The 12,729-nt window shown below is 74.1% G+C and carries 14 protein-coding genes; 6 read left to right on the top strand and 8 right to left on the bottom strand.

Annotated elements, in window-relative coordinates; all coding sequences use genetic code 11:
* The first annotated feature begins 58 nt into the window (after positions 1-58).
* From KIN34_RS07475 to KIN34_RS07465, 3 genes are all read left to right on the top strand, one after another.
* Positions 59-745 carry a TasA family protein gene (locus KIN34_RS07475; protein ID WP_214348751.1) on the top strand — a complete coding sequence of 229 codons (687 nt, stop codon included), beginning with the start codon at positions 59-61 and terminating at the stop codon, positions 743-745.
* 73 nt (positions 746-818) lie between these two features.
* Positions 819-1,499 carry a signal peptidase I gene (locus KIN34_RS07470; RefSeq protein WP_307858133.1) on the top strand — a complete coding sequence of 227 codons (681 nt, stop codon included), beginning with the start codon at positions 819-821 and terminating at the stop codon, positions 1,497-1,499.
* Entirely contained in the window at positions 1,480-1,698 is a 219-nt protein-coding gene (locus tag KIN34_RS07465) for a hypothetical protein (protein WP_214348746.1), read from the top strand. The genes KIN34_RS07470 and KIN34_RS07465 overlap by 20 nt, the downstream gene beginning before the upstream one ends.
* Before the next feature lie 9 nt (positions 1,699-1,707).
* Here the strand turns inward: KIN34_RS07465 and KIN34_RS07460 are convergent, their stop codons facing one another.
* The 6 genes from KIN34_RS07460 to KIN34_RS07435 all read right to left on the bottom strand — a co-directional run bounded on the left by KIN34_RS07460 (position 1,708) and on the right by KIN34_RS07435 (position 8,191).
* Positions 1,708-3,573, bottom strand: coding sequence for a sensor histidine kinase (locus tag KIN34_RS07460; protein ID WP_307858132.1), 1,866 nt, complete (start codon positions 3,571-3,573; stop codon positions 1,708-1,710).
* Complete coding sequence (locus KIN34_RS07455; protein WP_214348744.1) at positions 3,570-3,761, bottom strand: hypothetical protein; 192 nt, start codon at positions 3,759-3,761, stop codon at positions 3,570-3,572. Before KIN34_RS07455 ends, KIN34_RS07460 begins: the two co-directional genes overlap by 4 nt.
* Positions 3,758-5,251, bottom strand: a complete 1,494-nt coding sequence (locus KIN34_RS07450; RefSeq protein WP_214348742.1) for a glycosyltransferase family 2 protein — start codon at positions 5,249-5,251, stop codon at positions 3,758-3,760. The genes KIN34_RS07455 and KIN34_RS07450 overlap by 4 nt, the downstream gene beginning before the upstream one ends.
* Positions 5,248-6,024, bottom strand: a complete 777-nt coding sequence (locus KIN34_RS07445; RefSeq protein WP_214348740.1) for a PHP domain-containing protein — start codon at positions 6,022-6,024, stop codon at positions 5,248-5,250. The genes KIN34_RS07450 and KIN34_RS07445 overlap by 4 nt, the downstream gene beginning before the upstream one ends.
* A complete protein-coding gene (locus KIN34_RS07440; protein ID WP_214348738.1) occupies positions 6,021-6,998 on the bottom strand; it encodes an ATP-grasp domain-containing protein in 978 nt (325 codons plus the stop codon). Before KIN34_RS07440 ends, KIN34_RS07445 begins: the two co-directional genes overlap by 4 nt.
* Before the next feature lie 98 nt (positions 6,999-7,096).
* Positions 7,097-8,191, bottom strand: coding sequence for a response regulator (locus tag KIN34_RS07435; RefSeq protein ID WP_214348736.1), 1,095 nt, complete (start codon positions 8,189-8,191; stop codon positions 7,097-7,099).
* A 195-nt stretch (positions 8,192-8,386) separates the two neighbouring features.
* Between KIN34_RS07435 and KIN34_RS07430 the strand changes: the two genes are divergently transcribed.
* Together KIN34_RS07430 and KIN34_RS07425 are read left to right on the top strand one after the other, a co-directional pair.
* Positions 8,387-9,577: an LLM class flavin-dependent oxidoreductase gene (locus KIN34_RS07430; protein WP_214351896.1), complete on the top strand. Its 1,191-nt coding sequence runs from the start codon at positions 8,387-8,389 to the stop codon at positions 9,575-9,577.
* A 26-nt stretch (positions 9,578-9,603) separates the two neighbouring features.
* Positions 9,604-10,224 (top strand): CE1759 family FMN reductase, encoded by a 621-nt coding sequence (locus KIN34_RS07425; protein ID WP_214348734.1) that lies wholly within the window; start codon positions 9,604-9,606, stop codon positions 10,222-10,224.
* 149 nt (positions 10,225-10,373) lie between these two features.
* On the opposite strand, the gene KIN34_RS07420 is transcribed toward KIN34_RS07425, so the two are convergent.
* Entirely contained in the window at positions 10,374-10,652 is a 279-nt protein-coding gene (locus KIN34_RS07420; protein ID WP_214348731.1) for an iron-sulfur cluster assembly accessory protein, read from the bottom strand.
* 188 nt (positions 10,653-10,840) lie between these two features.
* Between KIN34_RS07420 and KIN34_RS07415 the strand changes: the two genes are divergently transcribed.
* Positions 10,841-11,041 (top strand): YceI family protein, encoded by a 201-nt coding sequence (locus KIN34_RS07415; protein ID WP_214348728.1) that lies wholly within the window; start codon positions 10,841-10,843, stop codon positions 11,039-11,041.
* A gap of 17 nt (positions 11,042-11,058) precedes the next feature.
* On the opposite strand, the gene KIN34_RS07410 is transcribed toward KIN34_RS07415, so the two are convergent.
* A complete protein-coding gene (locus KIN34_RS07410) occupies positions 11,059-12,663 on the bottom strand; it encodes an outer membrane protein assembly factor BamB family protein (protein WP_214348725.1) in 1,605 nt (534 codons plus the stop codon).
* Positions 12,664-12,729 lie beyond the last annotated feature (66 nt).

Raw genomic sequence — 12,729 nt, 5'->3', positions numbered from 1 at the left:
ATGCACGATCACCGGACGTTTCGCCCGGGACCGCCAGCCAGGGAGAAGCACTGCCGTGATGGACGACCTGCTCCAGGAGATGGTCAACCCTGCCCCCGCGCAGGGCGAGAAGGCGCGTCGCCGCCGGGTCTGGGCGACGATCACCGTGGTGGGCCTGGCCGCGCTGGGCATCACGTCGCTCACGACGTCGGCGTTCTTCACCGACGAGGACACGACGAACGACGCCATCACCACGGGCACGATCGACATCGCGTCGACCGAGCTGGACTTCGGCGTCCCGGTCGACAACATGCTCCCGGGCGCGTCGGTGGTCTCCCCCATCACCGTCAGCAACGAGGGCTCGCTGCGCTACCAGTACGCGCTCGAGTACAACGGTGCCGACGGCGCCGGGACCGGCTCGGGCAACCTGACCGACCAGCTCCGGGTGCGCGTCTACGCGCTCGCGGCGGCCCAGTGCACGCTCCCCAACACCAACGTCGCGGTGACCGAGAACCGTCTCGACTCGGTCGGCGACGCGTGGGGCCTGCCCGCCGCGGACACCGACCTGATCGGCGAGGTGGGCGTCGACGAGGCGACGGACAACCGCTTCCTGTCCGCCGGCGCGAGCGAGGAGCTGTGCGTCCGCGTCGACTTCAGCTCGGCCGCCGGCAACGAGTACCAGGACACGTCGGCCACGGTGAACCTCGGTTTCTGGGCACGTCAGCTCACCTTCCAGGCGAACCAGCCGGGCGAGTCCAACAACTGACCTGACGACGACCTGAGGACCGATGCCCCGGTCACCGCGACACCCCTCCGCGCCCGCGGTGGAGCGTCGCGACGTGCGCCGGCCGGCCCCGCCCCCGCGGGAGCCGCGCCCCCGCTGGCGCACCGCGCTCTCCGCGGTGCTGTGGACCGTCGTCGCCCTCGGGACGTTGGCGTACGCGACGTCGCTCGCGGTGCCGCTGTGGTTCCAGGCGCACGACCAGCGGCTGCTGATCGTCACCTCGGGCTCGATGGCGCCGGTGTTCGACGCGGGCGACGCCGTCGTCATGCGTCGCGTGGACGACCCCTCGCAGCTCAAGGTCGACCAGATCGTCTCGTTCTGGCCCCTGGGCTCGGAGCGCCTGGTGACGCACCGCATCGTCGACCTGGTGACCCTGCCGACGCTCAAGCAGGACGACGCGACCGGGCGGATGGTGCCCGTCGTCGACCCCGAGACCGGTGAGCCGGCGGAGAGCCAGTACATCATCACCAAGGGCGACGCGAACAAGGAGAACGACGAGAACGCGACGCCCTACACCCGCGTGCGCGGCATCGTGCTCGACGTCCACCCGGGCTGGGGCTGGGTGCTCCAGTGGGCGGGATCGGCGACGGGACGCGCGATCATGCTGGTCCCGCCGCTCGTCGCGCTCGGTACCCTCGAGCTGCTGGCCGTGCAGGACGCGCGCCGGCGCAAGAAGGTCCGCCTGGACCACCGGAACCGGGACGAGAGGCACGTGGATGCGTATCTCCACGGATGAGCGCACGCGCGAGCGCGTGCCGTTCGTCAGCCTCGACCGCGGCTCGGTGGTCCGGCTGCTGGTCGCGGTGGCGCTGGGCGCCGTCGCGCTCGTCGCGCCGCACGTCACGCCGACGTCGGCCGAGATGACCGGGACGGACCAGGGCGTCGCGACGTTCACGACCTCCGACGACTTCGGCACCGAGGCGCCGGGCCCCTGACGCGACGCGTCAGGTGGCCGGGGACGCGGGCGGCTCGGCCGGCAGCCGGACGGTCAGCGTGGTGCCCTCGCCCAGCACGCTCGCGATCTCCAGCGACCCGCCGTGCGCGTCGACCACCGCCTTGGTGATCGACAGGCCCAGCCCGACGCCCGGCACCGCGTGCCGCCGGGCCGTCGTGGACCGGAAGAAGCGCTCGGCGAGCCTGTCGACCTCGTCGGGCGGGATCCCGATGCCCGTGTCGGCGACGACGAGCTCGGCGCCTGCCGGCTCGTCGGACACCGCGCCTGCCGGCTCGTCGGACACCGCGCCCGCCGGCTCGTCGGACACCGCCGTCACGGGGCGCAGCGTCACCGTGACCGTGCCACCGGGCGGCGTGAACTTCAGCGCGTTCCCGACGAGGTTGTCGACCACCTGGGCGATCCGGGTCGGGTCGGCGACCACGCGCGCCGGCTCGACCTGCGTGCGGAGGGTCACGTGCGCGGCCTCGGCCGCGGGTCCCGCCGACGCGACCGACCCGCGCACGACGTCGTCCAGCTGGACGGGCTCGGCGAGGATGGCGAACTTGCCCGCCTCGACCTGCGCCGTCAGGAGCAGGTCGCTCACGAGCCGGAGCTGGCGGCGCGCGTTGCGCTCGACGATCTGCAGGAACTCCCGCTGCTCGTCGGTCAGCGGGTCGGGCCCGTCCTGCAGCAGCTCGAGGTAGCCCAGCACCGCGGTCAACGGGGTCCGCAGCTCGTGGCTGACGAGCCCGACGAACTGGTCCTTCAGCGCGGCGGCCTCGCGCTCCGCCGTCACGTCGGTCGCCACGACCACGTACCCCGTGCTCGCGCCGCCGGGCTCGACGCGCCGCGTGACCGCGAGCCGCACCGTGAGCCGGCCGCCGTCCTTGGTGACGTAGGTCCAGTCCCGCACGCGGGGGGCCGCGTCGCGCTCCGGCGCCACGACCGCGTCGAGCAGTCGGCGCTCGAGCTGCTCGCCCGTGCCGCGCGGGGGCCGGCCGAACGCCTCGGCGTACCGGCGCACGAGCTCGTCGTGGTCGTGGAGCCGGGTCAGCCGCGTCCGCCCGACCACCGCGCCCTGGGCGTACCCGAGCAGGCGCTCGGCGCCCGCGTTGAAGACCTGCACGATGCCGTCGGCGTCGGTCGCGATGATCGCCTGCTCGGTCGCCGAGTCGATCACCGAGACCAGGTGGTCGTACTCCGAGCGGCGGACCTCCGCCTCGCTCGCGATCACCTCGGCGTCCGCGCGGACCAGGTCGAGCAGGCGGTGCTGCTCGCGCTGGAGCCGGTCGAGCGCGGCGTTGCGCACGCGCAGCCGCTCGGTCGCCTCGTGCGCCACGATCGCGACGCTGCAGGCGACGACCGCCACCACCGTGGCCCGCAGCGCGACGGTCGAGTTGAGGCTCGACGGGTTCTCGACCGCCGGTGCGAACACGACGGCCGCCGCCGCGACGGTGCCGAGGACCACCCCGCGCCGGCCGCGCTGCTGCGCCAGCGTCAGCACCGGGATGAAGACGAGCGCCGCGAACACCGACCCCTGGCCGCCCGTGCCCAACCGCAGCAGCGCGACCGCGGCGAGCTCGAGCAGCGGCAGCACGTCGCCCGCCCACTCCGGCAGCCGCCGCCACGGCACGGTGAACGCGAGCACGGGGACGGCCATGGTGGTGGCCGCGGCCGCGAGCACGGCGGCCGGCACGGTCACGACGTCCGGGACCAGCCGCAGCCCGCCCATCGCGACCAGGAACACGAGCAGGAACGGGAGCTGCCGCTCCACCACGCCCGCCTCCGGGCCGGTGAACCGCGCGACCATGCGCATCCACCGTGAGGACCGGCTGCGCCGGTCGTGGACCGCGCGGGCGACCCCCGGGCCGCTCACCGCCACACCTGGAGCGCGACGAGGACGACGCACGTGGCCGCGAGCGCGACGAGGGCAACCAGGAGCACGCGGCGCTCCGCCCGGGCGTCGGCGCGGATCTCGCGGCGCATCGCCTCGGGGGTGAGGGGATCGCCCGGCCCGCCCGTGCTCGTCGGACGCGACGCACGCCGTCCGTGGGCTCCGGTCATCCGACGACCCTCCCGGTCTTCTCGGTCTTGTCCCACGTCTGCGCGGCGCCGCGGGCCTGCTTCACGTACGCGTCCAGCGTGATGGCGCACAGCAGCGGCCCGAAGCCGATGAGGTACAGCAGCGGCACCGCGAGGAACCGGAGCACCCGGACGCCCTCGACCGTGCGGATGAGGAACGCGGCGAGCATCGCCACCAGGGGCCAGCAGTACAGGCCGAGCTGCCAGAGCTCGCGTCCGTCGTCGGTCATCTCGAGGCCCAGCAGCGCGGGGATGCGGACCTCCCAGAGCGCCGGGAACCACGCCGCGCTCATGACCACGAGCGCCAGCAGACCGGGGAACGTCAGGCCCTGCAGCCAGGCGCGGCGCGCGGTCGTCCGGTCGAGCAGCAGCGTGGTCACGGTGACGAACACGTACGCCACGACGGCCAGCCACCACAGCGACCGGAACGCGGTGAGCGCGGTCGTCTGGGAGACGAACCAGAGCCCGACGAGGCCGACCGTCGCCGCCGTCATCGCGACCGGCAGCAGGTAGATCGAGAACCAGACGAAGCCGAACGTGAGCGACCCGAGCCGCTGGCCGCCGCGGCGCAGGGGCCACGGGCGCCGGAACCACACGTCCGAGAACGTGCGCGTGATCTGGACGTTGCCGCGGGCCCAGCGCACGCGCTGCTTCCACAGGGCGCGCACGGAGTCGGGCTCCTCGGCCAGCACCACCGCCGCGGGCTCGAACACCACGCGGCGCCCGTCGAGCTGCGTGAGGAAGGTGGTGAAGGTGTCCTCGGCGAGGGTCGTGGTGTCGATCCGCCCGCCGACGGCCTCGAGGTTGGCCCGCGAGTGCAGCTGCGCCCCGCCCGCGAGGCAGGCCATGGCGCCCAGGACGTTCTGGGCGCGCCGGGCGGCCGCCTGGGCGGTGACGTACTCGTAGCCGATGAACCGGGCGACCGAGCCGGGCCGGCCGCTGCCCTCGCGGATGAACGCCGTGACCGCGCCGACGCCCTCGTCCGCCAGGTGCCGGGTCATCTTGCGCAACGAGTCGGGGCGGTAGATGACGTCGGCGTCCATGATGAGCAGCGCCTGCATCCAGTCGTCCGCGAGCGCGTGCTCGATGCCGTGGTTGAGCGTGTGGGCCTTGCCCTGACCGCCCTGCGCACGGCGCAGGTGCACGATCCGTCCCGGGTGCTCGTCGGCCTTCGCGAGCACCACCTGCGGGGTGTCGTCCGTCGACGCGTCGTCGACGACGAGCACCCGCAGCCGGTCCGGGGGGTACTCGAGCCCCATGAGGCGCTCGAGCGACGCCCCGAGCACCGCGCCCTCGTTCCACGCGGGCACCACGACGACCACGCGCGGCAGGTACGGCTCGGCCCGGCGCAGGTGGTTGCGCCACGCGTGCACGGGCACCAGCGCGTACTGGAACACGCCCGCGAGCACCGGCACCGTCCCGAGCAGGACCAGGACGACGAACGCGACGACGAGGACGTCGTGGCCGCTCACTGCTGCCCCCGCAACGAGCCGTCCCCCCGCAGCCAGCGGTAGGCGCCGACCTCGTCGGCGTGGTGCGCGTCGCTCGACGCGACCAGCCGGACGCCGGCGCCGTGCCACCGTGCGAGCGCGCGCGGGCCCGGGCACCGCCACTTCTCGTTGACCTCGACCGGCGAGTCGGTGGCGAGCGCGGCCGCGGCGATCGCGTCGAGGTGCTCGTCGGACACGTCGTCCTCCGTCAGCCCGATCTTGGGCAGCAGGGAGAACGGGTGCGCGACCTGCCCGCGGCCCACGCGGTGCAGCGCGCGCACGGTCGCCGAGACCAGGAGGTCCACCACGTCGGCGGGCGCCAGGCCCGCGTCCATCCGCTCGCGCGTCGCGCGCGGGCTCCACGGCCCGTCCGGGCCGGGCATCTGGTGGTCCGCGAGCAGCACGCGGCCCACGCCCCCGGGCTCGCCGAGCGCGGCGAGCACCTCCGGCGGGGCGTCCACGTGCCCCGCGGCGTCGAGGATCTTCGCCTCGACCCCCGTGAGCACCGTGAGCCCCTCGACGGCGGGCAGCGCGGCGACCGCCGCGACGAGCTCGGGCACGTACGTCGTCGTGACGCGCACGTGGTCGACCATGCGGACCCGGGCCAGGCCGGCCGCGCGGGCGGCCGCGAGGTTCTCCTCGGGCGTGCTGACCGCGTCGTCGGAGAACGACGAGTGCACGTGGTGGTCGCCGGCGAGGTCGACGCCGAGGCGCTCGACCGCTCCGCCGGCGGTCCCTGCCGCAGGGCCGGTCATGGCGCCGGCAGGATCTGGTCCGGGGGCAGGAACCGGTCCTCGAGGAACCGCACGTTGGCGACCTCGGTGAAGTCCATGCGGCGCGGCACGGGCCGGCCGAGCACGGCGTCCAGCGTGATCGACGGCATGTCGACGCCGGCCGCGATCGTCAGCGGCATCGCGCCGGGGAACCGCGGGTTGACCTCGAGCAGGCCGGGTCGGCCGTCGGCCGTGAGCTTGAGCTGCACGTTGGCGACGGTGGTCAGCCCGATCGCCCGGGCGACCGCGGAGGCCGCCTCGACCAGGCTCTCGTCGTGCACCGTCACGCCCGCCACCGCGACGCCGGAGTCCACGCGCAGCCGCGCCCGCGGCACGGCCGCCACGACGTGGCCGTCCATGCCCGCCAGCACGTCCACCGAGAACTCCTGCCCCGGCAGCAGCTCCTGGACCAGCAGGTCCTCCTCGTCGTGCACGGCGTCCAGCTCCGCCTGCGAGGCGACCGTGCGCACGCCGCGCGAGCCGGCCCCGCGCCGCGGCTTGACGATCACCGGGAAGTCCCAGCCCGACGTCGCCTCGGGCGTGCCGACCAGCTCGGTGCGCGGCACGTGCACCGAGCCGCGCACGCTGCGCTCGCACGCGCGCGCCAGGGCGAGCTTGTCCAGCGCGGTCTCGAGCGTGCGCAGCTGCGGCGAGGCGAGCCGCGTCCCGCCCGCCGCGAGCCGCTCGCGCTCGGCGGCGAGCCGCGGCAGCTCGACGTCGACGGTGGGGAACAGCACGTCCACGCGGTCGTCGCGGCACATCCGCACGACGGTGTCGACGAAGTCGTCGGCGCGCCCGGCGGGGACCAGGCGGCGCAGCGGCGCGTCGACCAGGTAGATCCCGCTCGCCCAGCGGTCCATGTCCGCAGCGAGGACCTCGACGTCGCCACGGCGCAGCAGCGACCGGATCACCGCGACCCCGGCCGGTCCGCCCGCTCCGGTCACCAGCACACGCATCGGGGCCTCCTGAGGCGAGCCGGTCGCCATCGCAGTCGCCATCGCAGTCGTCGTGACAGTCGTCGCCGTCGTCGTCGTCTTCGCAGTCGTCGTCTTCGTCATCGGACGGCGTCGTGCTCGTCGGGGGCGCCCTCGCGGGCGCCGGGGATCGCGTCGCCCGCGGGGACCGCGGCGGCGCTGCCCGCGGAGCCCACCCGGCCGGCCGCGCGGATGAGCTCGAGCGGCTCCACGTACGTGCCCTCGCCGAACCGCGCCCAGTAGCGCGCGGTCGCGCGGACCGCGTCGGGGTCCATGTAGTCGCGGTGGCTCTGCGAGACGTGCGCCGCGAGCATGGCGAGCTTGGCGTCGAGGAAGCCGTCGACCGTGACGAACCGCGTCGGCCGGAAGTCGATGGTCGAGGACGGGCTCTGGTAGCACGCCAGGGTCGCGACCTGCCGCGCGGCGACCTGCACGGCCTGGTGCACGGCACGGTGGTCCTGGTGCCGGTCGTGCGCGGAGTGCGTGTAGACGACCGTCGGCCGGACCTGCGCGATCGTCTCCTCCACCGCGGTGATGAGTCCGTCGGCGGGATCGAGGCGGGTGTCCGCGAAGTCGTGCAGGAACAGGCGTGCGCCGACCACCCCGGCCGCGTCCATCGCCTCCTGGCGCCGGGCGTCCGCGTCGCCTCCCACGGTGCCCGGGGACAGGGTCAGCACGACGAGCGTGTCGCCCGCCGCCCGGTGCGCGGCGAGGGTGGCCCCGACGCCGATCTCGACATCGTCCGGGTGCGCGCCGACGGCCAGCACGGTCTCGCCGGTGCTCACCGCGCGCCGGGCGCGACCGCGCTCGGCGGCGGCGGTCACGCGTTCGACGAGCGTGCCCGCCGGGATCGGCTTCACCAGGAAGTCGTCGGCCTCGCGGTGCAGCGCGTCGACCGCGTAGTCGACGCTGGCGAACGCGGTCATCACCACCACGGGCACGCCGGGCGCCAGCCGGCGCAGCTCACCGAGCAGCTCCAGCCCGGACATGCCCGGCAGCTGGATGTCGGTGACCACGACGTCCGGCGCCTGACGGGTCGCCTCGGCGAGCGCCGTCATCGCCTCGTGCGCCACGACGACGCGCATGCCGGCACGCCGCTCGAGCACCGTGCGCACGAACAGTGCGGTGTCCGCGTCGTCCTCGACGACGAGGACCGTGACCTGGTCGTCGACCATCCGCGACCTCCCTCGTCCGCAATGCCACCATCTGCCGCGGGCGGTGGCAAACGCGTCTCCCTCGCGCCGCCCCGCGGCTCGTCCTGTCCCATCGGCCCGTGGGAGGCTCGGGAATAGGAGTCGGGGCGGCCCGGTTGAGCGGGTCAGTACATGCAAACGCATGGATCTCGAGTGGACCAGAACGAGGCGATCACGATGCAGTTCGGCATCTTCTCCGTCGGTGACGTGACGACCGACCCGACGACCGGCCGCACGCCGGACGACACCGAGCGCGTCCGCGCGATGCTCACCATCGCGCGCCACGCGGACGAGGCCGGGCTCGACGTGTTCGCGACGGGCGAGCACCACAACCCGCCGTTCGTGCCCTCGTCGCCGACGACGATGCTCGGCTACCTGGCCGGCGTCACGAAGCACATCACGCTGTCCACGGCGACCACGCTCATCACGACGAACGACCCGGTACGGCTGGCCGAGGAGTACGCGATGCTCCAGGTCATCTCCGACGGCCGCATGGACCTCATGATGGGCCGCGGAAACACCGGCCCGGTCTACCCCTGGTTCGGCCAGGACATCCGCCAGGGCATCCCGCTCGCGATCGAGAACTACGCGCTGCTGCGCCGGCTGTGGACCGAGGACGTCGTGGACTGGTCCGGCAAGTTCCGCACGCCGCTGCAGGGCTTCACGTCCACCCCGCGCCCGCTCGACGGCGTCGCGCCGTTCGTCTGGCACGGCTCGATTCGCTCCCCCGAGATCGCCGAGCAGGCCGCGTACTACGGCGACGGCTTCCTGCACAACGCGATCTTCTGGCCCATGGAGCACACCGCGCAGATGGTCAACTTCTACCGGCAGCGCTACGAGCACCACGGCCACGGCTCGGCGGACCAGGCGATCGTGGGTCTGGGCGGTCAGGTGTTCATGCGCAAGGACTCGCAGAAGGCGTGGGACGAGTTCCGGCCCTACTTCGACAACGCGCCCGTCTACGGGCACGGCCCGTCGATGGAGGACTTCACGCGCGAGACGCCGCTGACCGTCGGCTCGCCGCAGCAGGTCATCGACCGGTACGGCGCGTTCTGGGAGCAGGTCGGCCACTACCAGCGCCAGCTGTTCCTCATGGACCACGCGGGCCTGCCGCTCAAGACCGTGCTCGAGCAGATCGACATCCTGGCCGAGGACGTGGTGCCCGTGCTGCGGCGCGAGGCCGAGGCTCGTCGTCCCGCGCACGTGCCGGCGAACCCGCCGTCGCACGCCGAGCGCGTCGCCACCGCCCGTGCGGCCGGCGAGGTGCACGAGCAGACCGTCGCGGCAGCCGACCACTGGACCGGCCGCACCGCCGAGGACGACCTGGCCGCCGCGGACGCCGCCGCCACCGGGACGGTGGCACGATGAGCGCGGCACCCTTCTCAGGAGGTCTCATGACCCAGGAGCGCTCGCTCGTCGTCCTCTCGGCGGGCGTCAGCCAGCCGTCATCGACGCGCCTGCTCGCGGACCGGCTCGCCGCCGCGACGGTCGAGGAGCTCGCGGCGCGGGGCATCCGCGCCACGGTCACGACGATCGAGCTGCGCGACCTGGCGCACGAGGTCGTCAACATGACGCTCACCGGCTTCGCGTCCGGCGCGCTGTCCGACGCGCTCACCAAGGTGGGCGCGGCGGACGGGCTGGTCGCCGTGACGCCCGTGTTCACCGCGTCCTACGCCGGGCTCTTCAAGTCGTTCGTCGACGTGCTCGACAAGGACGCGCTGGCCGGGATGCCGGTCCTCCTCGGCGCGACGGGCGGCACCGGCCGGCACTCGCTGGTGCTCGAGTACGCGCTGCGGCCGCTGTTCGGCTACCTGCACGCGGACGTGGTCGGCACGGGCGTGTACGCCGCGACCGACGACTGGGCGGACGCGGGCGGCGACGACGTCAAGCCGCTGCCGGACCGCATCCGGCGCGCGGCGCGCGAGCTCGCCGAGACGGTCGCGGACCGCGAGCCGGCGCGCCCCGCGGGCCTGTACGACGCGGTCCCCTCCTTCGAGGACCTCCTGGGCCACTGACCCGCCCCAGCCGGCCCCACGCGCCGCGCGCGCCCCACGCACGCCCGCGCGCCGAGGTCGTCAGAAACCTGCCGAGCTCGTCGGACATCTCCGACGATCTCCTGCGGATCTGACGACCTCGGCGGCTGGCTGGGCCGGGTGGCGGCGCGTCAGGCCTGCGGGGTCAGCGTGAAGGCCGTGCCGGTGCCGGTGGCCTCGACGTCGAGCCGCTGGTCCGTGAGCGTCGTGGCGGTGCGCTCGTCGACGTAGACGCGGGCGGCGCCCGCCTCCACGACGTCGTCACCGGGCGCCGGGCCCGAGACGAGCGCGAGCTCGAACGCCCCCGACTCCTGTTCCGCGATGCGCAGCCCGCCCGTCTCCACGGGCAGGTCCGAACGTGCGGTGAGCGTCTCGACGGCGGTACGGGCGTTGTCGGTCAGGGTGAGCACGGGTGGCTCTCCTCTCGTCGCCTGGGGACGGTCGGCCGGGGCCGGCCGCCTTCGGTCGCGACCCACCGTGACCAGATCCGCGCCGCCGGTGCAAGCCCGCCGTCCGCGCAGCGAGACGTCTACCGACACACTGCGCACGGCCTCGCCACCCCCGGGCCGCCGCACCTACAGTTCGCCCCCGCGTCGCGGTGCCGCCACCTGCAGGGTCGGCTGCGGGCTCATCATTCGACCTGACCTTCGGCGGCGCGCGCCGCGACCGCTACGGCCAGGACATCTTCGGCTTGTCCGCGACCACCGAGATCGACCGCGAGGAGTACGGGCGCGGCTGGCTCGTCGGGAAGAAGGTCACGATCGAGATCGCGGGCGAGGCGATCCGCCAGACCGACTGAGCCGGACCAGCACGGGATCAGGACAGGAGCGCCACCTGCCCCGCATCCCCGTTGGGCACCGCCCACAGGTACGGGCCGAGCTGCTCGACCCGCGTCGTACCCTCCGGCAGCGAGACCTCGTGCAGCTCCTCACCGTCGAGCGAGACGGCGGCCAGCTCGGCAGCCCGAGGCGTGTCGCCCTCGTACCCGAAGTTGTTCGCGACGACGTAGATGCGTTCGCCGTCGGTCGTGATCGAGACGACGTCCGCCGCGTCGATGACGGTACGCCGCCACAGCTCGTCGCCCGTGGTCCCGTCCGCCGCGACGACGTCGCCCCCGGCGATCCAGTAGAGGACGCCGCCGAGCACCACCAGCGAATGACCCTGCGAGGTGGACGCGACCCAGAGCTCACGGCCCGTGCGCGGGTCCCACGAGGTGAGGCCCCCGAAGTCGGTGAGCAGGAGGTCGCCCAGCGATCCGTCGTCGACCGCCGGCCACAGGATCGAGCCCTTGACCTCGACGTCGACGTCATCGGGTCCGGTGCGCGTCGTGGCGATCTGCCCGTGGTCCCCCCCGACGAAGTACCGGGCGTCGTCGCCCGCACGGCGCTCGACGTAGTCGAAGCCGTCCGGCACCGGCACCCGCCCGCCGTCGGCGTCGAGCACGACGAGCTCGGGCGTCTCCGAGTACCACTGCACCTGCAGATCGTCGCCCGCGGGGTAGACCCCTGCCTGCGAACCGAAGGACTCCAGCCGCTCGAGACCCGGCGGCGGCTCGAGCGACCGCGACCACGCCTCGCGACCCGTCGCCACGTCGTAGGCGCGCACGTCGACTGCGCCGTCGTCCGCGATCGTCCACAGCGCGGCGACGCCGCCGAGCAGGGCGAAGCCGTCGGACAGCGGGACGTCCCAGCGGGCGCGCTCCGTCCCGTCAGCGGGATCCAGCACGGCGACCGCGGCCCGGGAGCCCTCGTGGACCGCCTCGTTGCCCTCGTCGTCCCAGTCCCGGTACCGGTCGGTGACCAGGCAGACCAGGGGCGCCGCATCGGCCGGCCCGTGCCGCTCGCACCAGCTGCCGCCCTGAGAGCCGGCGCCGAGACGTGCCTCGAACCCACTGCCGATCGGTGTGGCCCACAGCTGGTCGCCGTCCGGCAGGCGCCTGGCGACGACCTCGATAGCACCGTCCTGCGCGGTCCGGACGCCGAACGCGACGTCCACGCCGCGGTCCTCGTCGCGACCGATCGACGTGGGCCACCACGTGTCGTCCAGCGTCAGTCCGGCGGTCAGCACGTCGCCGAGCGGACGGACCGTCCCGGGCAGGGCGGCCCACCGGGCGACGCTCGCTCGCTCGCGCGCGTCCAGCACGCCCTGCCCGACGACGAGCCCGAGCACCAGCACGAGCGCCCCCGCGAGCACGGCGACGGTGCCGCGCCGCACCCGACGCCGCGCAAGGACGCCGTCGAGCGACTCCTCATCGGACGTCCCGTCGGCACGCGTCGCCTCGTCGCTGCTGTCCTTCGACGCGTTCCGCGAACCGTCACCCGGCGAGCTCGCCCGGGCGTCCTCCCCGCGGCGGTCACGGCGCCGGCGGGGCGCGACGACGTCCTCGTCGTCCTCGAGCTCGACGCGCTGCATCGCCGTCATGCCCGCACGATAGCCGCCGGAGGTGTCGCGTGTGGGTGGCGTCGGACAGGATGGGGACGACCGCAC

It is taken from the genome of Cellulomonas fulva (assembly GCF_018531375.1).
Lineage (GTDB): Bacteria > Actinomycetota > Actinomycetes > Actinomycetales > Cellulomonadaceae > Cellulomonas > Cellulomonas fulva.
Note: the sequence above shows the minus strand (reverse complement) of the source record. Positions and strands in the feature narration are given on the sequence as shown.